Consider the following 23,949-nt stretch of genomic DNA (forward strand, 5'->3'; position numbering starts at 1 on the left):
GGGTGGCCCAGGAAGCGGCCGGAGGTGGGTAGCGCAGGAAGCAACCCGCGGCGGGCGGCGACAGAGGGCGGCTGAGATTGGACTGCGTGCGCAATCGGCCTGCGAGCCGATGGCTTGGCGGGCGGGTAGGTAGTGGCTTGACGGGTCGATTGGCGGCCTGGCGGGCCCGTCGGGGTTTCGTTGCAGCGTGTATTCGGACGACGCGAGCAGGGTGATGGATGTCGATGGCGCGGTTGGCCGTCGACACGGGCTGTGGTTGGATGGTCGCTGGCGTCGAGGTGGTCGCAAACGCGTTCGGCTTCCCAATGGCTACCCAGCGTGGAGATTTTCGGCGCTTGTCGACCGACATGCCGGAAAGATCCGTGCAAAAGTTGCCCGTGGGGTGTTTCGGCTGGCGAGGGTACTTGACGGACTTAGGTGCCGTATGGTGCCCGATCATCAGTCCTTGACCGAAGCGCCCTTCACGACCTAGCCTCGGCGTTACCAAATGGAGACCGCCCAACCACCGCGGGTTTACCGCACAACATAGATCGCGTCACAGATCAGCATCACTTGCGACTTTTATAGCGGATATGAGCGCCACGCCTTGCGGGAGGTGTCGGCGCTAGTTGCGACCCAGCAGCGGGGCCCTCTAGGCCTCGATATTGATGTACCTAGATGCGCAGTGGTCGGGCGTCTCCTCCCCCCATACCCGCCGTCGCGTGTGCGCGGCGCCGAGCGGAGCGAGGTGACGTCGTGACGGAGCGCGCCCGTGTCATCCTCTGCGACCCCGCAAACCCTGACGGCCTCACGGCCCCGGGTATGAACGCCGACGAGGGCGACGGAAGCCCCGGAACCCGGGCCGCCGACCCAAGTAGGGTGGCAACCGGGGGCGGGACCGCCCAAGGTGACGGGGCGGTGGGTGTGAGCAGGACGGCGGGCTCGGGCCGGCACGGGCAGGTGGCGGCGTGACCGGGGTGCAGATCGCGCTGACGGTGGCGCTGGCGGTGCTCGTGGTCGTCGTCGTGGCCGTCCTGATCGTGGCGCTGAAGGTGGTGCGCCGGCTGGGTGGCACTGCCCCCGTGACGGCGCAGACCACCGATGATCCCGCGTTCCTGGCCGAGAAGGACCGGCAGGAGAACTCGCTCGCCTCGCTGCGCACCGCGGCCGAGGACGCCACCGCCGCCGTGGATGAGGCGCGGGCGGCGGCGGCTGCCGCGCGTACCGAAGCGGCGGCCGCGAAGGCCGAGGCCAGCGCGGCTCGCTCGGAGGCCCGCCGGATCCTCGACGCGGCCAGGGCCGAGGCCGACTCGCTGCTCGAACGCGCGCACCGGCAGGCCGAGACCGACGCCGAGCAGGCCCGGGCGGCCGCGCGGCGGGCGGGAGAGCGCGAGGTCAACCAGCTCACCGCGGTCGCGAAGGAGCAGTCGCAGGACGCCGAGCGCCGGCAGCGCCGGCTCGACGAGCGGGAGCGGCTGCTGGCCGAGGAGGCCGAGCGGCTGGCGGAGCGGGACCGGCGCATCAGCGGTACCGAAGCGGATCTTTTGGAACGTGAGGGCTCGATCGCGCGGCGCGACACCGAGCTCGCCGAGGGCGAGGAGCGGCACCGCCAGGAACTGGAGCGGATCGCCGGGCTGACCGCCGACGCCGCGCGGGTCGAGGTCGTCGAGACGATCGAGGCGCAGGCCAAGCGCGAGGCGGCGCTGCTCGTGCGGGACATCGAGAACGACGCCCGGAACACGGCCGAGCAGCGCGCGCGGCACATCGTGGTCGACGCGATCCAGCGGGTGGCCAGCGAGCAGACGGCCGAGAGCGTGGTCAGCGTCCTGCACCTGCCCAGCGACGAGATGAAGGGCCGGATCATCGGCCGCGAGGGGCGCAACATCCGCGCGTTCGAGTCGACGACCGGGGTGAACCTGATCATCGACGACACGCCGGAGGCCGTGCTGCTGTCGTGCTTCGATCCGGTACGCCGCGAGATCGGCCGCCTCACGCTCGAGAAGCTGGTGCTCGACGGGCGGATCCACCCGCACCGCATCGAAGAGGTCTTCGAGCAGGCCAAGCACGAGGTGGAGCGGCTCTGCCACCGCGCGGCCGAGGACGCGCTGGTCGAGGTGGGCATCACCGACCTGCACCCCGAGCTCATGACGCTGCTGGGGCGGCTGCGCTACCGCACCTCGTACGGCCAGAACGTGCTCAAGCACCTCGTCGAGACCGCCCACATCGCCGGGATCATGGCCTCCGAGCTGCGGCTGGACCCGTCGATCATCAAGCGGGCGGCGTTCCTGCACGACATCGGCAAGGCGCTCACCCACGAGGTCGAGGGCAGCCACGCGCTGATCGGGGCGGACGTGGCGCGCAAGTACGGCGAGCACGACGAGGTCGTCCACGCGATCGAGGCGCACCACAACGAGGTGCTGCCGCAGACCATCGAGGCCGTGCTCACCCAGGCCTCGGACGCCTGCTCCGGCGGGCGGCCGGGCGCGCGGCGGGAGAGCCTGGAGGCGTACGTCAAGCGGCTCGAGCGGATCGAGGAGATCGCGGCCGGCAAGTCGGGCGTGGAGAAGGTCTTCGCGATGCAGGCCGGCCGCGAGATCCGGGTCATGGTGCGCCCCGACGACGTCGACGACATCGGCGCCGCCGTGCTGGCGCGGGACGTGGCCAAGCAGATCGAGGAGGAGCTGACCTACCCCGGTCAGATCCGCGTGACCGTCGTGCGCGAGTCCCGAGTCACCGAGATTGCGCGCTGAATCAGCGGACGGTCTTTCTGGCACCGGTGTCTACCGTGTGATGTCCTGAAGGACAGTGGGGGAGCCCAGACATCCGGCGGTCAGGCCGGGGCGATCACGGAGTCGGTAACTACGTACTGGCCCTTGACCTTGTACGCCCACACGACCTTGTCCGCCGTGTCGAGGTTGCCGCGCGCGTCGAACTTGATCTCGCGGTTCGTGGCCACGCCCTTGCCCTTGTACGTGGCCATCCAGGTCAGCATGTCCTCGCGGGTGCCCTTGCCGGCCAGGAAGCCGGCCAGGAAGACGCCGGTCGCGTCGTACGCCTCGGGCCCGTAGTAGCTGGCCTGCTGGCCGAACGTGCCCTGGTACTTCGAGGCGAAGTCGGCCCCCGCGTCCTTCGACGGCACGCACGGGCAGGTGATGGTCACGCCCTCCGCCTTGCCCTCGGTCTTGGTGACGAAGCTCTGCGTGAACAGCTTGTCCGAGCCCACGATCGGCAGGTCCGGCTTGGCCGCGCGCAGGGCCTTCACGAAGTTGATCCCGTCGGCGGAGAGGCCGGCGAAGTAGACCGCGTCGGCGCCCGAGTCGGTGATCGACTTGACCGCCGAGGTGAAGTCGGTGTCGGTCTGGCGGATCGCCACCGACACGCCCGTCGCGCTGCCCAGGGCCGTGGTGAGCTCGGTGCGGCCGAGCGTGCCGAAGTCGGAGTCGTCGTACACGATCGCCGTCTTCTTGGCCTTGAGCGTGTTCTTGATGAAGACGGCAGCCGCGCGGACCTGGTCGCCGTCGGTGCCGATCAGGCGGTGGAACGTGGCCCAGCCCCGCTGCGCGAGCTTCTCGTCCGGCGCGAACGGCGTGATCATCGCCAGCTTGTTGGCCTCGAGGATCGGGCCGGCGGCGAGGATCTCGTTGTCGTAGACCGGGCCGACCACGCCGATCACCTCGGGGTCGTCCACCGCCAGCTGGGCCTTGGTCTTGGCGCCGTCGTCGGTGCCGGTGGTGTCGAACTCCTTGAACTCGACCTTGCAGCCGGCGTGCGCGGCGTTGAAGTCGTCGATGGCCAGCCGGACGCTGTTGCGCATCATGACGCCGTCGTCGGAGTTGTCGCCGCTGGACATGCCGAGGTAGGCGATCTTGTGCCCGCAGGCCGGGGACGCCGCCGCGGCGTTCGCGCTGCTGGACGGGCCGACCGGGCCCACCGGGTCGGAGCCGCGGTTGACCGCCCAGACGATCCCGCCGATGAGCAGCAGGACGACGAGCGCACCGCCTCCGACGGCCGCGAGTTGTCCTCCCCTGCGCTTTTTCGGCGGTTGTACCGCCTGATAGCCCCCCTGCCACGCCGGCGCCGGGCTCGCCGGGATCGCGGTGACGGGCTGCTGCGGCACCGGCGGCTGGTGATACACGGCCGGCGGCGTCGAAACCGGCCGCGGCGGCTGCACGGGCGGCGTCGAAACCGGCCGCGGCGGCGGTTGCACCGGCGGGGTCACCACGGGCATCGCGCTCGTCTGCATGACGGGCGGCATGTGCGGGGTGTTCGACGGCATGCTGAACCCGGGCGACACCGGCTGGGCCGACACCGGCGCGGCCGCCACGTCACCGCTGAGTTCAGGGGCCCGGCCGCCCGACGTGGGGGCGCCCGAGATCGGGGAGGAGATACCGCCCCCGGCGCCCGAGACCGGGGCGCGCCCCGTCGGCGGGGCCAGGTGCAGCGCCCCCTCGGCGACGACCAGCTCGGGCTGCTCGATCGCGGTCGGGGCCAGGCCGAACGCGCGGTGCAGCAGCGTCGCCGCGAGCGGGATCCGGCTGGACCCGCCGACCAGGAAGAGCGCGGACACGGGCCGGTCGCCGAGGGCGGCCGCGCTGACCGCGATCTGGGTGGCGGTGACCGTGCGGTTGAGGATCGGGCGGGCGAGCTCCTCGAGCTGCTCGCGGCCGATCGGGACGCTCTCGTCGAAGAGGGGCACGTGGACGTACGTGGTCGCGGCGCGGCTGAGCATCTCCTTGGCCAGCCGGGCGTCCTCCCACAGCTGCCACGCGGCGCGCCGGTCGGCCTCGGTCTCCGGGTTGGTGAGCCGCCGCCACTGGTCGCCCTCGCGGCCGGCGAAGTTGCGCCCGAGGTAGGCCACCACGGCCGCGTCGACGTCGAGGCCGCCCGCGTCCGGCAGGCCCTCGCTGGCCAGCACGTCGAAGCCGCCGCCCTGGTTGCGGCGCACCACGCTGGCGTCGAACGTGCCGGCGCCGAAGTCGTAGACCACCGCGATGCCGCCGACGGGGACGTGGGTGCCGACGGTGCCGACGAAGTACGAGGCCGCGGCGACCGGCTCGGAGGACAGCAGCGGCGCGGCCAGCCCGGCGGCGAGGGCGGCCTGGGTGAGCGTCTGGCGGCGCTGCGGCGGCCAGGTGGCGGGGTGGGTCATCATCACGGCCGACGGCTTGGCCCCGGCGACCCGCTCGGCCTCGGCCGCGACCCGGCGCAGGACGCTGGTGACGAGCTCGGCGACGGGCACCTCACGCTCGCCGAGCCAGACGGTGCCCTCCTCGACGCGGCGCTTCGGGTAGGGCTCGAAGCGGTGTGGCTGCAGCCGCGCGGAGTGCACGGCGTCGCGTCCGGTCAGGATGCTGCCGTCGGCGTTGACGTAGACCGCCGACGGCAGCAGGGGCGAGCCGTCGAAGAGGAGCGGCTTGGTGCGCCCGTCCGGCCAGCGCAGGACCGCGACCGTGTTCGAGGTGCCGAAGTCGATGCCCAACCGGAAGCCAGTGTCCGCCACTCGCGCAGCGTACGCATCGGGCGCAACCTTGCCAATCCGCTCCTAATGCGGTCCTGCGGCCCCGGTGTCCAGCGTCAGCGGTACCGGTCGCGCGGTCGTCTTCTGCCGCTTGCCGCCGATGAGCCGCTTCTGCAGATAGAACGCGAACGCCGACAGCAGGCCGCAGGTGCCGATGTAGATGACCGCGGTGACGAGGTACGCCTGGACGTACGGCAGGCCGAAGGGCAGGCGGCCGCCGATCTGCTTGGCCGCGTACAGCAGCTCCGGCAGCTGGATGATGAAGCCCAGCGCGGTGTCCTTGAGCAGCACCACGAGCTGGCTGACGATGGCCGGCAGCATGGCCCGGACCGCCTGCGGCAGCAGGATCGACATCATCACCTGGGTCTTGCGCATGCCCAGCGCGTACGCCGCCTCGGACTGACCCTTGGCCACGGCCAGGACGCCGGCCCGGAAGATCTCCGCGAGCACGGCCCCGTTGTACAGCGTGAGGCCGATCACCAGCGGCCAGAACGGGCCGACCTTGTAGCCCAGCTGGATCGGGCCGTAGTACGCGAAGAAGATGAGCACCAGCAGCGGAATCGCCCGGAACAGCTCGACCATCAGGGTGGCCGGGGCCCGGAAGTACCAGTGGTCGCTGAGCCGTCCGGCGGCCAGCAGCGCGCCCCACACGAGCGCGAACACCGCCGCCGCCCCGGCCGCCTGCAGCGTGGTGATGTACCCGTCGATCAGCTGCTGCTGGATCGACGCGTACTCGAACTGCTGCCACTTGAGCGAGTCGAACTGGCCGGTCTCGTTGAAGCGCAGCACGATGAACGTCAGCAGGCCGATGATCGCGAGGGCGCCGACGACGCTGAGGACGCGGTTGCGCAGCTTGGCCTTCGGGCCGGGCAGGTCGTACAGGACGTTGCTCATCGGGCCATTCCCCACCGGCGCTCGAGGGTGCGCTGGAGGGCGACCAGCGGGATCACCAGGATCAGGAAGCCGATCGCGACCCACAGCAGCGTGTAGATCTGGTTCTCGCCGCGCTCGGCCAGGTAGTACAGGATGCCGCCGGCCTCGGCGACCGAGAAGCCGGCCGCGATCGTGGTGTTCTTCAGCATGGCGTTGAGCACGCTGATCATCGGCGGCACCACGGTGCGGAACGCCTGGGGCAGCACGACGAGCGAGAGCACCTGGCCGAACGTCATGCCCAGGGCGCGGGCGGCCTCGGCCTGCCCCACCGGCACCGTGTTGATGCCGGAGCGCAGGGCCTCGCAGACGAAGGCGCTCGTGTAGGCGATGAGCGCGATGCAGGCGCTGGGGAAGTAGTCCAGCGTCACGTCGAGCTTCGGCACCGCGAAGATCAGCAGCGCGAAGACCAGCGTCAGCGGGCAGTTGCGCAGCAGCAGCACGTAGCCCGTGCCGAAGCCGCGCAGGGTGGGCACCGGCGAGACGCGCATCGCGGCCAGCAGGGTGCCCAGGACCAGTGAACCGACCGCGGCGATCAGGAACAGCTCGATCGTGGTCAGGAAGTGGGACCCGATGACGTCCCAGTTGTCGGTGAGGACGTGTAGAAACTCGTTCATCCGCTGCCCATCGGGGGGAAATGAGGGCGGGACGCCGCCCCGTGGCAGGGGCGGCGTCCCGGTGTCAGGATCAGTACTTCTCGAGCGGCGGGATCGTGGCGGTCGAGCCGGACTTGCCCAGCGTGCCGTCGTAGATCTTCTGCCAGGTGCCGTCCTTCTCCGCCGCCTCCAGCGAGGCGTTCACGAAGTCGCGCAGCGCCTTGTCGTCGTGGGCGAGGCCGATGCCGTACTTCTCGGGGTACGGCTTGCCGGTCGCCGGGTCGGTGAACGGCTTGCCGACGACCTTGAGCATGCTCGGGTTCTGCGCCGCGTAGCCCTTGAGGATCGCGTCGTCGGTGGTGACCGCGTCGACCTTCTTGTCGATCAGCTGCGACACGCACTCGGAGTACGTCTTGAACTCGACGATCTTGTCGGTGAGCTTCTGGTCGCGCACCCGCTGGATCGGCGTGGAGCCGGTGGCGGAGCAGACCGTCTTGCCCTTGAGCGAGTCCGAGCCGGTGATGGACGTGTCGTCCTTGCGCACCAGCAGGTCCTGCGCGGCGATGAAGTACGGGCCGGCGAAGGAGACGTCGGCCTTGCGCTTGTCGGTGATCGAGTAGGTGCCGACGTAGTAGTCGACCTCGCCACCCTTGATCGACGTCTCGCGGTTCGCGGACGCGACCTCCTTGTACTCGATCTTCGACGGGTCGACGCCGAGCTTGGAGGCGATCAGCTGGGCGATCTCGATGTCGAAGCCGCAGCGCTTGCCGGCGGCGTCCTTGTAGCCCAGGTTCGGCTGGTCGAACTTGATGCCGATGACGACCTTGCCGGCCGACTTGATCCGGGCGAAGGTCGGGCTGCCCGCGATGTCGACGCCGGTGGCCGGCGTGAACGAGGCGCCCGACGAGGTGCAGGCGTCGCTCTGGGCCTGCGGGGCGCCGGACTGGCCCGCCGGGGTCTCCGGGGTGGGCGTGCCCTCCTTGCCGCAGGCGGCAAGGCCGAGCGAAAGCGTGGCGACGGCGGCGAAGGCCGCGATGCGCGTGATTCGCATGTTCTTGTGTGCTCCTTCCATAACCTCAACGGCCGTCCGGGCGAGCCGGGCGGCCATGGCGCGACCGGGGGTGGTGCGCCGCATCGGTGGTACCGAGGTGTGCGAATACGTCAGTGGGTGAGGATCTTCGACAGGAAGTCCTTGGCGCGGTCGCTGCGCGGGTTGGCGAAGAACTCGGTCGGCGTGGCCTCTTCGACCAGCTGACCATCGGCCATGAACACGACCCGGTTCGCCGCGTGCCGGGCGAAACCCATCTCATGGGTGACGACGACCATCGTCATGCCGTCGCGGGCCAGCGTGGTCATCACGTCGAGCACCTCGCCGACCATCTCGGGGTCCAGCGCGCTCGTCGGCTCGTCGAACAGCATCGCCTTGGGCTGCATGGCCAGGGCCCGGGCGATCGCCGCGCGCTGCTGCTGGCCGCCGGAGAGCTGGGCCGGGTACTTGTTCGCCTGGGCCTCGATGCCGACGCGCTGCAGCAGGCCCATCGCCCGCTCGCGCACGACCGCGGTCTTCTCCTTGCGCACCTTGACCGGCCCGAGCATGACGTTCTCGAGGATCGTCTTGTGGGCGAAGAGGTTGAACGACTGGAAGACCATGCCGACCTCGCTGCGCAGCCGGGCCAGTGGCTTGCCCTCCGCCGGCAGGCTCGTGCCGTCGAAGACGATCTCGCCGTTGTTGATCGGCTCCAGCCGGTTGATCGCCCGGCACAGCGTCGACTTGCCCGAACCCGAGGGCCCGATGACCACGACGACCTCGCCGCGCCCGATCGACAGGTTGACGTCCTTCAACACGTGCAGGTCGCCGAACCACTTGTTCACGCCACTGAGCACGATCAAAGGCTCTGCCGTCATGTCCCGCCCCACTGGTAGCGACGCTCGTCGCGCTGTCTGGTGCGAATGACGTTAGCGGGGCAAAGGCCCTTGATCCGCGACACATGGGTCACGGGCCGATAACGACGCCCGTTTTGCGTCACGTGTCCCTGACCAGTTCCTTACAGGTTTCCCGGACGACCCTAGGTTTGATCACAACGAACAACCCGGCGATGCTGTGTGGCATGCGCATCCTCGTGACCAACGACGACGGGATCGACAGCCCCGGTCTGCACGCCCTCGCCGCGTGGGCCGCCCGCGCCGGGCACGAGGTGGTGGTGGCCGCGCCGGTCGAGGAGTCCTCCGGCTCCAGTGCCGCCCTGCTCGCGGTCGAGGACGGCGAGGGCATTCAAATGCAAGAGCGAGGCATCGACGGTACCGTCGCCGCTTTCGCGGTTTCGGCCACGCCCGCGTTCATCGTCCTGCTCGCCACGCGCGGTGCCTTCGGGCCGCCGCCCGACCTCGTGCTGTCCGGCGTGAACCGGGGCCCCAACACCGGCGCCGCCGTGCTGCACTCCGGCACCGTCGGGGCGGCCCTCACCGCGGTGGCCAACGGCTGCCCGGCGATGGCCGTCTCGCTCGACGTCGCCCCGGACGCGCTGGAGGCCAACTGGGACACCGCGGCCGAGGTCGCCGCCGACCTGTTGCCGCTGCTCACCGGCTTGTTCGCGCTGAACGTCAACGTGCCCGACGTGGAGGCCGGCGCGCTGCGCGGCATCCGCCGGGCCCACCTGGCCGAGTTCGGCATGGTGCAGATGACGCTGCGGGAGCAGGGCGAGGGCTTCGTGCGGATGTCCCTCGAGCAGGTGGGCGAGGTCGCCGAGCCGGGCAGCGACGACGGGTGGCTGCTGGACGGGTACGCCGCCGTGACCCCGCTCTTCCCGCCCGGCGAGGCGGCCGACGTGGAGCTGCCGGGCCTCGTGGATACGGCCGGTGAGCACGTCGGGGGTTAGTATTTCCGATGCCATGACTGAGACCCGTACCTTCCGCGTGATCACCTACGGCTGCCAGATGAACGCGCACGACTCCGAGCGCATCTCCGGCCTGCTGGAGGACGCCGGCTACGTGCCGGCCGCCGGCGACGGCGATCCCGACGTCGTCGTGTTCAACACGTGCGCGGTGCGGGAGAACGCGGACAACCGGCTCTACGGCAACCTCGGTCACCTGCGCCCCACCAAGCTCGCCCACCCCGGCATGCAGATCGCCGTCGGCGGCTGCCTGGCCCAGAAGGACCGCGGCGACATCGTGAAGAAGGCGCCCTGGGTGGACGTCGTCTTCGGCACGCACAACATCGGCTCGCTGCCCGTGCTGCTGGAGCGGGCCCGGCACAACGCGGCCGCCGAGGTGGAGATCCTCGAGTCGCTCGAGGTCTTCCCGTCGACCCTGCCGACCCGCCGCGAGTCCACCTACGCGGGCTGGGTGTCGATCTCGGTCGGCTGCAACAACACCTGCACCTTCTGCATCGTGCCGGCGCTGCGCGGCAAGGAGAAGGACCGCCGCCCGGGCGACATCCTCAACGAGGTCCGGGCGCTGGCCGCCGAGGGCGTCCTCGAGGTGACCCTGCTGGGCCAGAACGTGAACTCCTACGGCGTCGAGTTCGGCGACCGGTTCGCCTTCGGCAAGCTGCTGCGCGCCTGCGGGGACATCGAGGGCCTGGAGCGCGTGCGGTTCACCTCCCCGCACCCGAAGGACTTCACCGACGACGTCATCGCGGCCATGGCCGAGACGCCGAACGTGTGCCACTCGCTGCACATGCCGCTGCAGTCGGGCTCCGACTCGGTGCTGCGGGCCATGCGGCGCTCGTACCGGTCGGACAAGTACCTCGGGATCATCGACAAGGTCCGCGCGGCCATGCCGGACGCGGCGATCACCACCGACATCATCGTCGGCTTCCCGGGCGAGACGGACGAGGACTTCGAGCGCACGCTGGACGTGGTGCGCGCGGCCCGCTACTCCAGCGCCTTCACCTTCCAGTACTCCAAGCGCCCCGGCACCCCGGCCGCCACCATGGAGTCGCAGGTGCCGAAGGCGGTCGTCCAGGAGCGCTACGACCGGCTGATCTCGGCCCTGGAGACGATCTCCTGGGACGAGAACAAGAAGCTGACCGGCTCGACGCTCGAGGTGCTGGTCGCCGTGGGCGAGGGCCGCAAGGACACCGCGACGGGCCGGATGTCGGGCCGGGCCCGCGACGGGCGGCTGGTGCACTTCACCGCCGACCCCGCCGCCGGGATCCGGCCGGGCGACATCGTGCACGCGACGGTGACGTACGCGGCGCCGCACCATCTGAACTCCGACGCGCCGCTGGTCTCGCACCGGCGCACGCGGGCGGGCGACGCCTGGGAGGCCGGGCGGGTCACCCGCACGCCCGGGGTCTCCCTCGGCATGCCGACCATCGGCACCCCACCGGCTCCCGCGACGGCTTGTTGATCAACCGGCGACGTGCGCCGTGTTGTCGAGCCAGTGCTGGATCAGGGCGGCGTCGCCGGCCACGGTGACCGCGGTCAGCGGGAGCCGCCGGGTCAGGGTCAGCAGCAGCACTCCGGCCGGGCCGGAGACCGTCACGTCGGCGTCGTGCGCGCCGGACTGCCAGGTGGCGCCCTCGGGGCGGCGCTCGATGAGCCAGGCGTCGGCGGCGTCGGTCGCCCGCAGCGCCAGGGTCTGCCCGGTGCCCCGGACGGCCTGAGCCGACTCGGCGCGGAACAGGCCCCACGTCGGCGAGGTCAGCATCTTCAGGTGGTTGGTGATCAGCGCCGCCGCGACGTCCGGGGCGACCCGGGGCGGGCGGCCGGCCGCGTGCTCCCCGTCGAAGCCGTGCACGACCGCCTCGTTGAGCATGCTCGACAACCAGAACCGGCCCCCGGTCCGCTCGTCGGCCGCGGCGTTGAACACCGGCGCGGCCAGCGCCTCGTCCGTGCACGCGTCCGCGAACCGCTGGGCCGAGCCGGCCAGCCAGGCCGGCCACGCGCCCGGGTCGGCGGGCAGTTCGGCCATCTCGGCCGGCAGCTGGGCCGGGTCGGTGATGCGCCGCTCGATGATCTCGGCCGCCCAGTGCTGGGTCTGGCCCAGGTGCTCCACCAGCTCGGTGATGGTCCACCCCGGTGCGGTCGGCACGGGCGCGTCCGGTCCGGCCGCGGCGGCCGCGTCGGCCAGGCGGCGGGTGTGCTCGACGATGGCCTGTCGCGGATCGGTCATGGAAGAACCCCCTGAAAAGCGTTGACCACTACACGCACTCGGCGTGTAGTGGCCAACTTTCTATGTCGGACGGGTTCGGCCCGTCACGGGGTAAGTCGTCAGCCGGTGTGTTCGGCCATCGCGAGGAACTTGCGCTTGGACTCCAGGGCCTTCTCGGCCTCCTTGATGCGCCGCTGGTCGCCCGCGGCCTGGGCGCTGGCCAGCTGCTGCTCGGCCCGCGCGACCTGCTCGCGCATCTGCGCGAGCAGGGGGCTGGCCTCCGGCGGGGTGCGCCGCCACGCGGCGTCCATGGCCTGCTTGACCTTGTCCTCGACGTTGCGCAGACGGCGGTCCAGCCCGGCCTGGGCCTCGCGCGGCACGCGGCCGACCTCGTGCCAGGTGCCCTGGATCTCGCGCAGCTTGTTCTGCGCGCCCTTCGGGTCGCCGTCGATGTCGAGCGCCTCGGCCTGGGCCAGCAGCTCCTGCTTGCGGTCCAGGTTGCCCTTGAACTCGGCGTCCCGAGCCGAGAATACCTCGCTGCGGCGCTTGAAGAAGGCGTCCTGAGCGGCCCGGAACCGTTCCCAGAGCTTCTGCTCCGTGTCCTTGGCCGCGCGCGGGGCGGTCTTCCACTCGGTCATGAGGTCCTTGAGCCGGGCCGCCGTCGCGTTCCACTCGGTGGACTCGGACAGGCCCTCGGCCTCGATGACCAGTTCTTCCTTGCGGCCCTGGGCCTGCTTGCGGGAGGCGTCCAGGGTCGCGAAGTGCGCGCCCCGGCGGCGGGTGAAGGCGTCGCGGGCGGCGGCGTAGCGCTTCCAGAGCTCGCTCTCGGCCTTCTTCTCCACGCCGTGGATGGACTTCCACTCGTCGAGGATCTCCTTGAGCCGGTCCCCGGCCGCCTTCCAGCCGGTCGCCTCGGCCGCGATGACCTCGGCCTCCTCGACCAGGGTGGTCTTGCGGGCGAGCGACTCGGCCCGGGCGGCGTCGCGGGCGGCCCGCGCGGCCCCGGCCTTCTCCTCGGCGATCGTGGTGAGCTTGTCCAGCCGGGCGGCGAGGCCGTCGATGTCACCGACGACGTGGGCCTCGTCGAGGCCGCTGCGCAGGCGTCGGATGGTGGACAGCGACTGGCCGGCGTCGGCGGCGCCGCTGCCGAGCCTCGCCTCGATCAGGTCGACCTCGGTCACCAGGTCGGCGAACCGGCGAGCGAAATGAGCCAGGCCCTCCTCGGGTGTCCCGGCCTGCCAGGACCCGATGGGGCGCTCACCGGCGGCCGTCTTCACGAAGACGTTCCCGTCGGTGTCGATCCGTCCAAACTCCGTAGGGTCGCTCATCTGCCCATCCTCGCTCCCGGCGCCCGTAGGATCGGGTATCCCACCGTCACGCCGCCATCGCACAGCAAAGTTCCCCAGGGCATTCTCACAGGTGTGCCCCGGGGCCGGTCGAGGGCCTGCGGCCGAACCGTGACCATTCCGGTGCCATTCACAGGCCGCAGCGTCCCATAGCGACCGTCCCCGATAACGTTAGGTCGTGTCACTCGTCGCCGCCGCGGTCTGCCCACATCCGCCACTGCTCGTGCCGGAGCTGGCCGCCGGGGCGGCGTCCGAGCTCGACGACCTGCGGGCGGCCTGTCGCGCCGCGGTGGCGCACCTGGCGAATGCCTCGGTCGACTCGCTCATCGTCCTCGGTTCCGATACCACGACGGTACGCCGTGACGCCCCGTTCGGGGGGACCCTGTCGCCGTGGGGCATTGATCTGACGGTCGGCGACCCAGGTGCCGCCCAGTTGCCCTTGAGTCTGCTCATCGGAGCCTGGTTGATACCAGCGGCCCGAAACTTCCAGAGCGTGGCCGCCGACGCCGACCCGGCCGAGTGCGCGCGCCTCGGCCGGAAGCTCGCCGGCGAGGCCGAGCGGGTCGGGCTGCTGGTGCTGGGCGACGGGTCTGCATGCCGTACCGACAAGGCGCCTGGCTTCTTCGACCCCCGCGCGGAGGCCTTCGACGCCGCCGTGGCGGGCGCCCTGGCCCGGGCCGACGACGGCGCGCTGGCGGCGATCGACCCGGTGGAGGCGGCCGAGCTGCTCGCCGCCGGGCGCGCGCCGTGGCAGGTGCTGGCCGGGGCCAAGGACGGCGACATGCGCGGGGAGTTGTTGTACGACTCCGCTCCGTACGGCGTCGCGTACTTCGTGGCCACATGGGCATGACCGGCGTCATCGCGATCGTCGGCCCGACGGCCGCGGGCAAGTCGGCGCTGAGCCTGCGCCTCGCGGACGAGCTGGGCGGGGAGGTCGTCAACGCCGACTCCATGCAGCTGTACCGCGGCATGGACATCGGCACCGCCAAGCTCACCGCGGCCGAGCGGGCCGGCGTGCCGCACCACGTGCTGGACATCTGGGACGTCACGGAGCCGGCCAGCGTCGCGGTCTATCAGCGCCTGGCCCGCGCCGCGATTGACGACATCGCCGCCCGCGGACGCGTCCCGCTGCTGGTCGGCGGCTCGGGCCTGTACATCCGCGCCGTCCTGGAGGACTTCGAGTTCCCCGGCACCGACCCGGAGCTGCGGGCCGAGCTGGAGCGGGAGCTGGAGGAGGCCGGGCCGGCCCCGCTCTACGCCCGGCTGCTGGCGGCCGACCCGGTCGCGGCCGAGCGCATCCTGCCCAGCAACGGGCGGCGCATCGTGCGGGCGCTGGAGGTCAACGCCCTCACCGGTACCGCCTTCACCGCGCAACTGCCGCAGCCGCGCCCCGTGTACGACGCGCTGCAGCTCGGCGTGGACGTCGACACGGCGGTGCTCGACGCGCGGATCGACGCGCGGGTCGAGCAGATGTGGGCGAACGGCTTCGTCGACGAGGTGCGCGGGCTGCTCGGCCGCGGGCTGCGGGAGGGGCGGACGGCGGCGGGGGCGTTGGGGTACCGACAGATCATGAACCTGCTCGACGGGCTCTGCGACGCCGGCGAGGCCCGCGCGGAGACCGCCCGCGCCACCCGGCGTTTCGTGCGGCGGCAGCGCTCCTGGTTCCGCCGCGACGAGCGGATCGTCTGGCTCGACGGGGCGGCGGCGGACATCACTGCGGCGGCCCTGGGAGTCGTGCGGCAAGATTGACGCCATGCGCTTCGCGAAAGGCCACGGCACGGGCAACGACTTCGTCATCCTGCCCGACCCCGACGGCACCCTGCCTCTGACCCCGGCCTTCGTCGCCGCCCTGTGCGACCGGCGCCGCGGCATCGGGGCCGACGGCGTGCTGCGGGTCGTGCGCAGCGCCGCCCACCCGGACGCGGAGGCCTCGGCGGCGGGGGCCGAGTGGTTCATGGACTACTGGAACGCGGACGGGTCGCAGTCGGAGATGTGCGGCAACGGGGTCCGCGTGTACGCGCGCTACCTGGCCGAGGCCGGGCTGGTCGACCCCGAGGGCACGTTCGACCTCGTCACGCGGGCCGGTGTGGTGCCGGTGACCATGGGCGAGGAGATCACGGCCGGGATGCCGGTGCCGCGGGTGTATGTCCAGAGCGACGCGCAGGTTGCCGGCCGCGACTTTACCGGTACAGCCGTGGATGTGGGCAACCCGCATCTCGTGTGTGCTGTCGAGACTGCCTTTTTGGGGGAGCTTGATCTGTCGCAGGCGCCCGGCATCGACCCGCTGATCTTCCCGGCCGGGGTGAACGTCGAGTTCGCCGCGGTGGGACCGGCCCCGGACGGCGCCGACCTCTACCGGCGGATGCGGGTCTACGAGCGCGGCTCCGGCGAGACGCAGTCCTGCGGCTCCGGCGCCTGCGCGGTCGCGGCCGTCGCGGTGCACCACGCCGGGCTGGAGAACGGGACCGTCGTGGTCGACGTGCTCGGCGGGCGGCTCACGGTGACCGTGTCGCCGACCGAGTGCCTGCTGCGGGGGCCTGCGGTCATCGTCGCGCACGGCGACGTCGACGCGCAGGCCGTCCGGCAGCTGGTCTTCTCCTAGTTCTGGTTCTCCGAGGCTTCGCCGTCGGGCATCGAGTCGAGCTGCGGGCCCTTCGCCGCGGCGCGCACGGCGGCGGCCACCGCGGGTGAGACGCGCGCGTCGAACACGCTCGGCACGATCACCGTCGGGTTGAGCTTGTCCTCGCCGACCGTGTCCGCGATCGCCCGCGCGGCGGCCAGGGCCATCGCGTCGGTGAACTCGCGGGCCTGCGCGTCGAGCATGCCCCGGAACACGCCGGGAAACGCGAGCACGTTGTTGATCTGGTTCGGCTGGTCGGAGCGGCCGGTGGCGACGATCGCGGCGTGCTCGCGGGCCTCCCGCGGGTCGACCTCCGGGTCGGGGTTGGCCAGCGCGAAGACGATCGAGTCCTTGGCCATCGTGGCGATGTCGTCGCCGGTGAGCAGGTTCGGCGCGCTGACCCCGATGAACACGTCGGCGCCGCGGATCGCCCCGCGCAGGTCGCCGGCGTAGTTCTCCTTGTTCGTGTTGTTCACCAGCCACTGCCAGGCGGGGGACAGGCCGGTCATGCCGCGGTGCAGCGCGCCGGGCCGGTCGGTGGCGATGACGTCGCCGACGCCCTGGCGGAGCAGGAGCTTCATGATCGCGGTGCCGGCCGCGCCCGAACCGCTGACCACGACCTTCACCTGGCCGATCGACTTGCCGACCACGCGCAGGGCGTTGGTGAGCGCGGCCAGGACGCAGATGGCCGTGCCGTGCTGGTCGTCGTGGAACACCGGGATGTCCAGCTGCTCGCGCAGCCGCTCCTCGATCTCGAAGCAGCGCGGCGCGGCGATGTCCTCGAGGTTGATCCCGCCGTAGGCCGGTGCGATCGCCTTCACGATCTTGATGATCTCGTCGGTGTCCTGGGTGTCGAGCACGACCGGCCAGGCGTCGACCCCGCCGAAGCGCTTGAACAGCGCGGCCTTGCCCTCCATGACGGGCATCGCGGCGTACGGCCCGATGTTGCCCAGGCCCAGCACGGCCGAGCCGTCGGTTACCACGGCGACCGTGTTGCGCTTGATCGTGAGGCGGCGGGCGTCCTCGGGATTCTCGGCGATGGCCAGGCACACGCGGGCCACGCCCGGCGTGTACGCCCGGGAGAGCTCGTCCCGGTTGCGCAGGGCGACCTTGGGCGCGACCTCGATCTTGCCGCCGAGGTGCAGCAGGAAGGTGCGGTCGGAGACCTTGCGCACGTCGACGCCGTCGAGCTTCTCCAGATCGGCCACGACCTGCTCGGCGTGGGAGGAGTCGGCGGTGTCGCAGGTGAGGTCGACCACGACGTTCTGGTTGTCGGAGTCGACGACGTCCACGGCGGTGACGATGCCCCCGGACCCGCCGACCGAGGTGGTCAGGCGGCCGATGGCGGAGGCGTCGGCGATGACGGAGACACGGATGGTGATACTGAACCCGGCGCTGGGCAGTCTGTGTGTGGCTGGTGTCACCGGCCCATTCTCACCCCGCGCGTCCCCCGGTCACGACCGGGTGTGTATATGGCGTGCCGTCTCACCCTGATCAGTGTCAGGATTGATGGGTTGAGTGCCGTTTACCGAGGAGATTGCATTGCGCGCACGAACGAGCTTTTCCGCCGACGCCTACGACGCGGACGCCGAGGAGTTCGAGGACTTCGTTGACGACGGCGATCTCGAACTCGAGGAGCGGCACGCCCTGCGGCGGGTCGCCGGACTGTCCACCGAACTCGCCGACGTCACCGAGGTCGAGTACCGCCAGCTGCGCCTCGAGCGCGTCGTGCTGGTCGGGGTCTGGACCGAGGGCACCGTCACCGACGCCGAGAACTCCCTGACCGAGCTGGCCGCGCTCGCCGAGACGGCCGGCTCCGAGGTGCTCGAGGGCCTCATCCAGCGGCGCAGCCGGCCCGACTCGGCCACGTTCATCGGCCGCGGCAAGGTCGACGAGGTGCGGGCCGTCGTCGTCAGCACCGGCGCCGACACCGTGATCTGCGACGGCGAGCTGTCCCCGTCGCAGCTGCGGCAGCTGGAGTCGCGGGTCAACGTCAAGGTCATCGACCGTACGGCGCTGATCCTGGACATCTTCGCCCAGCACGCCAAGAGCAAGGAGGGCAAGGCCCAGGTCGAGCTGGCGCAGCTGCAGTACTTCCTGCCGCGGCTGCGCGGTTGGGGTGAGGCGCTCAGCCGGCAGGCCGGTGGCTCGGCCAGCGGCAACGGCGGCGTGGGCCTGCGCGGTCCCGGTGAGACCAAGCTGGAGATCGACCGGCGGCGCATCCGCACCCGCATCTCGCGGCTCAAGCGCGAGATCGCGGCGATGGCGACGATCCGCGACACCAAGCGGGCGACGCGGCGGCGCAACCGGGTGCCGGCCGTGGCGATCGCCGGCTACACCAACGCCGGCAAGTCCAGCCTGCTCAACCGCCTGACCGGGGCGGGTGTGCTGGTCGAGGACGCGCTGTTCGCCACCCTGGACACGACCACCCGCCGGGCCCGGGCGGCCGACGGGCGGATCTACACGCTGTCGGACACGGTCGGGTTCGTCCGCCACCTGCCCCACCAACTGGTCGAGGCGTTCCGATCCACGCTTGAAGAAGTTGCCGAAGCCGATCTTGTACTGCACGTGGTCGACGGATCCCACCCCGACCCCGAGGCGCAGGTCCGCGCGGTGCGCGAGGTGCTGGCCGAGGTGGGCGCGGACGCGGTCCCCGAGCTGCTGGTGATCAACAAGATCGACGCCGCCGACGAGGAGACCCAGCTGCGGCTGAAGGGCCTGTGGCCGACGGCCGTGTTCGCTTCCGCCCGCACCGGCATGGGCATCGACGATGTCCGGGCCGCGATCGAGCAGGGGCTGCCGTGGCCGGCGATCGAGCTGACCGCCGTCGTGCCGTACGAGCGGGGCGACCTGGTGGCCCGGGTGCACTCGGTCGGCGAGGTGCTGGAGACCTCCCACCTGGCCGAGGGCACGCGGCTGCGGGCGCGGGTCACCGAGGGTCTCGCGGCGGAGCTGGCGCCGTACGCCGTTTCGTCCTGATCTTTTTGGATAATTCGCTTATGGTTACGCTCTGTTGGGCCTAGCCGTTACCTGGAGTGACAGCCGGACCGGGCAACCCCAAAGCCGGTCCGGCTCTGCCAGACTTGCGGGATGCGACGACGGGTGGTGCTCAGTTCGGCTGCGGTGTTGTGTCTGTCGGCCGGAGTCTCAGCACCGGCCACGGCCGCACCCTCGCCAACGGCGGCGGCCGGGGCGGGCGCCACGGTCTGCACCCCCAGCTCGAAGGACGTCAACGAGATCTCGGGCCTGGTGGCCAAGCCGGACGGCGGGTACTACGCCATCCAGGACAGCCAGCTCGAACCGGCGCGCGCCAAGATCTACGTCCTGGACGACGCCTGCAAGCTGACGAAGACCATCAAGTACGACCCGGGCCGCGCACTCGATCCCGAGGACGCCGCGCTCGACAAGAACGGCACGCTGTTCGTGGCGGACATCGGCGACAACGACGAGTCCTCCGGCGGCTCGAAGAACCCGCGCCCGACCGTGGCGGTCTGGACCCTCACCGCGGGCGCGACGACGCCGGTGATCAACCGGCTCGTGTACCCCGACGGCAAGAAGCACGACGCCGAGGCCATGCTGCTGGGCGGCGACGGGTTGCCGGTCATCATCACCAAGGCCGCCCCGAACGAGATCTACGTGCCCGAGGGCCCGCTCGTGCCGAACACCAAGGACGGCGTGAAGCTGCGCAAGGCCGGCGACTTCAAGGCGCTGGTCGACACCAAGACGTCCAACCCGCTCGCCCTGCTGGGCTGGAAGCTCGTGACGGGCGCGGCCTCCTCGCCGGACGGCTCCAAGGTCGTCGTGCGCACCATGTCGGACGCCTACGAGTTCGACGTGGCCGGCGGCGACGTGGTCAAGGCGCTCACCACCGGCAAGCCACGCATCACCCCGCTGCCGAACGAACTGCAGGGCGAGGCGATCACCTACACGCCCGACGGCAAGAACTACGTGACCGCCTCGGACGTGGAATCCTCGAAGAAGGCGCCGCTGCTGAAGTACGCGCCGACCGACATCTCGGCCTCGCTGGGCGGCGGCGGGGCGAACGTGCCGACGCCGAAGGCCAAGGACCAGTCGTTCCTGCAGGCGCTGACGCTCGAGGACATCACGTACGCGGTGGCGGCGATCGGCATCCTCGGTCTCGCCCTTGTCATCGCGGGGGTGGTGGGCATCCGGCGCTCCCGGGCGGCCCGGCGCGCGGCGGGGCAGAACACGGGCAACGTGCGCGGCGACGGGCCGGACGACGACTTCGCTCCCGCCGGGGTGGGCAGCGCTCCCGGCGTCTACGGCCGCGGCGGCCCTGGTGGTCCTGGTGGTCCTGGCGGCGGCGTCTACGGCGGCCGCGACGGCGGACCTGGGGGCAACGTCTATGGCGGCGGTCCTGGCGGTGGCGGCCCTGGCGGCGGGCGTGACGGCGGCCCCGGCGGCAATGTCTACGGCGGCGGTCCTGGCGGCGGAGGCGGTCAGGGTGGCGGTGGCCGTGGCGGCGGTGGCGGCGTCTATGGCGGCGGTGGCTCTGGCGGTGGCGGCGGTGGTCGCGGGCCGGGCGGAGGCGGTCAGGGCGGCGGCGGCAATGTCTACGGCGGCGGCGGTCCTGGGGGTGGCTCAGGCGGCATGTACGGCGGCGGGCAGGGTGGCTACGGCGATCAGCAGGGCTTCGCGCAGGGCCCGCCTCCGCGCGAGGGCCGGGGTGGCTATGGCGACCGCGGCTTCGCCCCGCATCGCTGACGGATCGCGTGACGCCGCCGCCCGACTCTGAGGGGTGCGGGCGGCGGCGGTTTCTCCTGCGATCGGGCCTGTGGGGTCAGATGCGGCGGACGACGGTGACGACGCGGCCCAGGATCGTGGCGTGGTCGCCCTGGATGGGGTCGAAGGCGGCGTTCTGCGGCATGAGCCACACGTGGCCGTCGCGGTTGCGGTACGTCTTCACGGTGGCCTCGCCGTCGAGCATGGCGGCCACGATGTCGCCGTTGTTGGCGTTGGGCTGCTGGCGTACGACGACCCAGTCACCGTCGCAGATCGCGGCGTCGAGCATCGAGTCACCCTTGACCTGGAGCATGAAGAGGGTGCCCTCGCCGACCAGTTCGCGGGGGAGCGGGAAGACGTCCTCGACGGCCTGCTCGGCCAGGATCGGACCACCGGCGGCGATGCGGCCCAGCACCGGCACGTACGCGGGGGCCGGACGCGCGGCCCGGGCCGCCTCCTCGTCGACCGTGACGAGCTCGCTGGGCGGGCGCACGTCGACGGCGCGCGGACGGTTGGGGTCGCGGCGGAGGTAGCCCTTCCGCTCGAGCTCCTTGAGCTGGTACGCCACGCTCGACGGAGAGACCAGGCCCACCGCCTCGCCGATCTCGCGCACCGACGGCGGGTAGCCGTTGCGCTCGACCGCGGCGCGGATGAACTCCAGGATGCGGCGCTGGCGGACGGTCAGGTCGGCCGCGAACAGGTCGGGGAAGGCGCTGACCACGGCGGTGACCGCGCGCATCTCCGGCTCCCCGCCGCGGCGGCGGGTGGCGCGCTTGGCGCTCGCGCGGCCGCCGATGGCGGTGACCTCGGCGCCGGGGCCGTCGATGAGTTCGTCCGGCTCGCTCGCGGGTGCGTCGGTGCGGTCGTCGGCTGACACGTCGTCCTCCCTCGTGTTGGCAGTCGCGGGGCGTTTGCCGCGGCTGCTGACGGACCGTGGGGTGGCCCGTCTCCCGGCTCCCGCGCGGGTGCGGGCTCCGGTCGTCGCATCGATGGCTCCACGCAATCGCGAGGCGCCGTGTGTTGCTCGGCTCTCGCGCGCGTGCGAGAACCGTTTTTCGCGGTGGTTGGCAGCCGGCCGTGGGATGCGGCCGGTCGCCTCGGGCTCCGCTGTCGCGGCGCCCGGTGGTGCGTCGAGCTGGCGGCCGGCCGTGGGATGCGGCTGGCCACCTGGACTCCGTTGGCTGCGGCGCCCGGGTTGGTGCGAGGGGTGGCGGCGGCCATGGCTTGACCGTTCGCCGGGGCTTCCGCGCGACACGGAAGTCCGTTGCCGGGTTCCCGCGGGGGCGGGCGCCCGGATGTCACATAGGTCCGGTAATCCCGATCAAAAGCTGATCGTGTGTGGATCACCGTATCGCCGAGGTACGACAGTTTCAAACATCTGTACTACGTGGCGCGCCGAAATTTCGGCGAGTTGGCTCGACATGGGTCTTCCCGCTCTGGTAGACCATCGTACGACTGTTCTATCGAACGGGTGTACGCAAAAGGGGGCCGACATGGGACGGCGAGCCGGAAACGGGCACGAACCGGGGCCGATCCGCCTGACGCGGCGGGGGCGGATCGTGGTGCTCGGCTTCCTCGTGGCGGTGGTCGCGGGGCTCGCGGCGCTTGTGTCAGCTCCCGGACAGGCGGCCGACCCGCCGGGGCCGGCGCCGACGGTGATTGTGCAGCCGGGGGACACGCTGTGGGACATCGCAACCCGCAACAAGGGGCGCGAGGGGCGCGACGCCACGGTGGAGGAGATTCGGCGGCTGAACAACCTGACCGGTTATGACATCGACGCGGGACAGCGACTCGTCCTGCCGCGCCGACGCTGATCGAGTTGGGAAACTCCCGCTGATCGCGCGCCGCCGCATCGAGTCGGCAGCTGGAAAGCCACCCGACCGCGGCGGGACGACGGGAGATGGCGAGGCGCTTAGGCAGCAGGCGGGGCGGTCAAGCGGCAGTAGACGAGGCGCTCGGAAGCACGCGGGACAGCAGGAGCGGACGGGCCTCGTGAACAGCGCCGGCCATGGAAGCGGGTGGCTCAAGGAAGCGGGCGGCAGCCGAAGCAGGAACCGGCCGTGAAGCAATGCGGGGGTCGCTGATCAAGCGAGGCGCGACACTGCGCCGTGTGACCGGAGAGGCGCCTGCAACGAGCGTGGCGTGACCACAAGGCATGCCGAAAAAGCCGTGCAAGGAGAACGTGCATGAACGAGACCTTCGAACCCCCACGTACCGGATATTTCGCCCGTCGGAGTATAAATCCGATAAGTCGTGGCACGTAGTGCCCGACTTATCGCAAAAGTCCAGGTGGCAACGAGAGCCGCGACACAAAAGAGTCGGGATCCTCGTTTGACTTGCGTCGGCGTAGGCATCGGCATAGCGTCTACCCCTAGATGTAGTAGTTACAGGGCTGTAAGTCGTCCACAGGTTGTGGAATCGGCAGTCACTGTTCACAGACCGTAGTTGACCGACGGGTAGGCCTCACGAGGGCGCTCGTCTGGTTTTGCGCGCCCTTTGTCCGGTTCGTCCGGAGTATCGTTGAGAGAGGTCCATCGACATGCGGTGCCCGTACTGCCGGCACGCCGACTCGCGGGTGGTGGACTCGCGGGAGGCCGAGGATGGGCAGATCATCCGGCGGCGCCGGTCCTGCCCGGAGTGCGGGCGTCGGTTCACCACCGTCGAGGAGGCGGTGCTCGCGGTGGTCAAGCGCAGCGGCGTGACCGAGCCGTTCAGCCGGACGAAGATCATCGCCGGGGTGCGCAAGGCGTGCCAGGGGCGGCCGGTCGACGAGGACTCGATCGCGCTGCTCGCGCAGAAGGTCGAGGAGACCGTCCGCGCGCGAGGGGCGGCCGAGCTGCCCAGCCACGAGGTGGGGCTGGCCATTCTCGCGCCGCTGCGGGAGCTTGACGAAGTGGCCTACCTGCGTTTCGCCAGCGTGTACCGGTCGTTCGACTCGCTCGGAGATTTCGAGCGCGAGATCGCGGCGCTGCGGGCCGGGGCGGAGGCGCCGGTCAGGGACGAGCCGGGAGACGGCTCGGCCGTGCCGACCGCGCGCGTGGGCTGACGGCCGGGACGAACAGCACGGGACGGTCCGCGAGGGACCAGCACGAGGAAGCGGACAAACCGCACCAAAAAGCTTGC

The 23,949-nt window shown here is 71.1% G+C and carries 19 protein-coding genes; 10 read left to right on the forward strand and 9 right to left on the reverse strand.

Translation table 11 applies throughout. The features are described from left to right. Positions 1 to 1,019 precede the first annotated feature (1,019 nt). On the forward strand, positions 1,020 to 2,729 hold the full coding sequence (gene rny / locus ACQP00_RS08120) for a ribonuclease Y (RefSeq protein WP_433223766.1): 1,710 nt from the start codon (positions 1,020 to 1,022) through the stop codon (positions 2,727 to 2,729). Between the two features lie 80 nt (positions 2,730 to 2,809). On the opposite strand, the gene ACQP00_RS08125 is transcribed toward rny, so the two are convergent. From ACQP00_RS08125 to ACQP00_RS08145, 5 genes are all read right to left on the reverse strand, one after another. After that, positions 2,810 to 5,479: an ABC transporter substrate-binding protein gene (locus ACQP00_RS08125; RefSeq protein ID WP_433216608.1), complete on the reverse strand. Its 2,670-nt coding sequence runs from the start codon at positions 5,477 to 5,479 to the stop codon at positions 2,810 to 2,812. A 42-nt stretch (positions 5,480 to 5,521) separates the two neighbouring features. Next, positions 5,522 to 6,391: an amino acid ABC transporter permease gene (locus tag ACQP00_RS08130; protein WP_433216612.1), complete on the reverse strand. Its 870-nt coding sequence runs from the start codon at positions 6,389 to 6,391 to the stop codon at positions 5,522 to 5,524. Continuing rightward, positions 6,388 to 7,044 (reverse strand): amino acid ABC transporter permease, encoded by a 657-nt coding sequence (locus tag ACQP00_RS08135; protein ID WP_433216615.1) that lies wholly within the window; start codon positions 7,042 to 7,044, stop codon positions 6,388 to 6,390. The genes ACQP00_RS08130 and ACQP00_RS08135 overlap by 4 nt, the downstream gene beginning before the upstream one ends. Positions 7,045 to 7,114: 70 nt before the next feature. After that, complete coding sequence (locus ACQP00_RS08140) at positions 7,115 to 8,074, reverse strand: transporter substrate-binding domain-containing protein (RefSeq protein ID WP_433216618.1); 960 nt, start codon at positions 8,072 to 8,074, stop codon at positions 7,115 to 7,117. A gap of 110 nt (positions 8,075 to 8,184) precedes the next feature. Further along, complete coding sequence (locus tag ACQP00_RS08145; RefSeq protein WP_433216621.1) at positions 8,185 to 8,928, reverse strand: amino acid ABC transporter ATP-binding protein; 744 nt, start codon at positions 8,926 to 8,928, stop codon at positions 8,185 to 8,187. A gap of 203 nt (positions 8,929 to 9,131) precedes the next feature. Here ACQP00_RS08145 and surE point away from each other — a divergent pair, with 203 nt between their 5' ends. Beyond that, entirely contained in the window at positions 9,132 to 9,899 is a 768-nt protein-coding gene (gene surE / locus ACQP00_RS08150) for a 5'/3'-nucleotidase SurE (protein WP_433216624.1), read from the forward strand. A 13-nt stretch (positions 9,900 to 9,912) separates the two neighbouring features. Beyond that, positions 9,913 to 11,373, forward strand: coding sequence for a tRNA (N6-isopentenyl adenosine(37)-C2)-methylthiotransferase MiaB (miaB, locus tag ACQP00_RS08155; protein WP_433216627.1), 1,461 nt, complete (start codon positions 9,913 to 9,915; stop codon positions 11,371 to 11,373). On the opposite strand, the gene ACQP00_RS08160 is transcribed toward miaB, so the two are convergent. Together ACQP00_RS08160 and ACQP00_RS08165 are read right to left on the reverse strand one after the other, a co-directional pair. Further along, positions 11,374 to 12,138 carry a maleylpyruvate isomerase family mycothiol-dependent enzyme gene (locus ACQP00_RS08160; protein ID WP_433216630.1) on the reverse strand — a complete coding sequence of 255 codons (765 nt, stop codon included), beginning with the start codon at positions 12,136 to 12,138 and terminating at the stop codon, positions 11,374 to 11,376. It abuts the gene before it with no gap. A gap of 98 nt (positions 12,139 to 12,236) precedes the next feature. Next, complete coding sequence (locus ACQP00_RS08165) at positions 12,237 to 13,445, reverse strand: DUF349 domain-containing protein (protein ID WP_433216633.1); 1,209 nt, start codon at positions 13,443 to 13,445, stop codon at positions 12,237 to 12,239. Positions 13,446 to 13,641: 196 nt separating this feature from the next. Between ACQP00_RS08165 and ACQP00_RS08170 the strand changes: the two genes are divergently transcribed. Genes ACQP00_RS08170 through dapF form a run of 3 tightly spaced genes read left to right on the forward strand, consistent with a single transcriptional unit; the run spans position 13,642 to position 16,065 of the window. Next, positions 13,642 to 14,313, forward strand: coding sequence for a class III extradiol dioxygenase subunit B-like domain-containing protein (locus tag ACQP00_RS08170; RefSeq protein WP_433216636.1), 672 nt, complete (start codon positions 13,642 to 13,644; stop codon positions 14,311 to 14,313). Further along, positions 14,304 to 15,212, forward strand: coding sequence for a tRNA (adenosine(37)-N6)-dimethylallyltransferase MiaA (gene miaA / locus ACQP00_RS08175; RefSeq protein ID WP_433216639.1), 909 nt, complete (start codon positions 14,304 to 14,306; stop codon positions 15,210 to 15,212). Before ACQP00_RS08170 ends, miaA begins: the two co-directional genes overlap by 10 nt. 4 nt (positions 15,213 to 15,216) lie before the next feature. Further along, a complete protein-coding gene (dapF, locus tag ACQP00_RS08180) occupies positions 15,217 to 16,065 on the forward strand; it encodes a diaminopimelate epimerase (protein WP_433216642.1) in 849 nt (282 codons plus the stop codon). On the opposite strand, the gene ACQP00_RS08185 is transcribed toward dapF, so the two are convergent. Next, a complete protein-coding gene (locus tag ACQP00_RS08185) occupies positions 16,062 to 17,507 on the reverse strand; it encodes an NAD-dependent malic enzyme (protein WP_433216645.1) in 1,446 nt (481 codons plus the stop codon). The genes dapF and ACQP00_RS08185 overlap by 4 nt on opposite strands. Before the next feature lie 94 nt (positions 17,508 to 17,601). On the opposite strand from ACQP00_RS08185, the gene hflX reads away from it, so the two are divergent. After that, positions 17,602 to 19,062, forward strand: a complete 1,461-nt coding sequence (gene hflX / locus ACQP00_RS08190; protein ID WP_433216648.1) for a GTPase HflX — start codon at positions 17,602 to 17,604, stop codon at positions 19,060 to 19,062. 111 nt (positions 19,063 to 19,173) lie between these two features. Then, complete coding sequence (locus tag ACQP00_RS08195) at positions 19,174 to 20,808, forward strand: hypothetical protein (protein ID WP_433216651.1); 1,635 nt, start codon at positions 19,174 to 19,176, stop codon at positions 20,806 to 20,808. Between the two features lie 76 nt (positions 20,809 to 20,884). On the opposite strand, the gene lexA is transcribed toward ACQP00_RS08195, so the two are convergent. Next, positions 20,885 to 21,565 (reverse strand): transcriptional repressor LexA, encoded by a 681-nt coding sequence (lexA, locus tag ACQP00_RS08200; protein WP_433223768.1) that lies wholly within the window; start codon positions 21,563 to 21,565, stop codon positions 20,885 to 20,887. A 754-nt stretch (positions 21,566 to 22,319) separates the two neighbouring features. Between lexA and ACQP00_RS08205 the strand changes: the two genes are divergently transcribed. After that, on the forward strand, positions 22,320 to 22,640 hold the full coding sequence (locus ACQP00_RS08205; protein WP_433216654.1) for a LysM peptidoglycan-binding domain-containing protein: 321 nt from the start codon (positions 22,320 to 22,322) through the stop codon (positions 22,638 to 22,640). Between the two features lie 725 nt (positions 22,641 to 23,365). Continuing rightward, the gene (nrdR, locus tag ACQP00_RS08210) at positions 23,366 to 23,872 is read left to right on the forward strand and encodes a transcriptional regulator NrdR (protein WP_433216657.1); all 507 of its coding nucleotides are present in this window, start codon (positions 23,366 to 23,368) and stop codon (positions 23,870 to 23,872) included. Positions 23,873 to 23,949: the final 77 nt, after the last annotated feature.

This window comes from Dactylosporangium sp. CS-047395 (genome assembly GCF_050942185.1).
Classification (GTDB): Bacteria; Actinomycetota; Actinomycetes; order Mycobacteriales; family Micromonosporaceae; genus Dactylosporangium.

Bases quoted from the DNA above. Each gene is read 5' to 3' on its own strand.
- ACQP00_RS08145 (WP_433216621.1), bottom strand. From the start codon at position 8,928: ATGACGGCAGAGCCTTTGATCGTGCTCAGTGGCGTGAACAAGTGGTTC.
- ACQP00_RS08130 (WP_433216612.1), bottom strand. From the start codon at position 6,391: ATGAGCAACGTCCTGTACGACCTGCCCGGCCCGAAGGCCAAGCTGCGC.
- dapF (WP_433216642.1), top strand. From the start codon at position 15,217: ATGCGCTTCGCGAAAGGCCACGGCACGGGCAACGACTTCGTCATCCTG.
- ACQP00_RS08165 (WP_433216633.1), bottom strand. From the start codon at position 13,445: ATGAGCGACCCTACGGAGTTTGGACGGATCGACACCGACGGGAACGTC.
- ACQP00_RS08160 (WP_433216630.1), bottom strand. From the start codon at position 12,138: ATGACCGATCCGCGACAGGCCATCGTCGAGCACACCCGCCGCCTGGCC.
- miaB (WP_433216627.1), top strand. From the start codon at position 9,913: ATGACTGAGACCCGTACCTTCCGCGTGATCACCTACGGCTGCCAGATG.
- nrdR (WP_433216657.1), top strand. From the start codon at position 23,366: ATGCGGTGCCCGTACTGCCGGCACGCCGACTCGCGGGTGGTGGACTCG.
- surE (WP_433216624.1), top strand. From the start codon at position 9,132: ATGCGCATCCTCGTGACCAACGACGACGGGATCGACAGCCCCGGTCTG.
- miaA (WP_433216639.1), top strand. From the start codon at position 14,304: ATGGGCATGACCGGCGTCATCGCGATCGTCGGCCCGACGGCCGCGGGC.
- ACQP00_RS08135 (WP_433216615.1), bottom strand. From the start codon at position 7,044: ATGAACGAGTTTCTACACGTCCTCACCGACAACTGGGACGTCATCGGG.
- ACQP00_RS08205 (WP_433216654.1), top strand. From the start codon at position 22,320: ATGGGACGGCGAGCCGGAAACGGGCACGAACCGGGGCCGATCCGCCTG.
- ACQP00_RS08140 (WP_433216618.1), bottom strand. From the start codon at position 8,074: ATGCGAATCACGCGCATCGCGGCCTTCGCCGCCGTCGCCACGCTTTCG.
- ACQP00_RS08195 (WP_433216651.1), top strand. From the start codon at position 19,174: ATGCGACGACGGGTGGTGCTCAGTTCGGCTGCGGTGTTGTGTCTGTCG.
- lexA (WP_433223768.1), bottom strand. From the start codon at position 21,565: ATGCGCGCGGTCACCGCCGTGGTCAGCGCCTTCCCCGACCTGTTCGCG.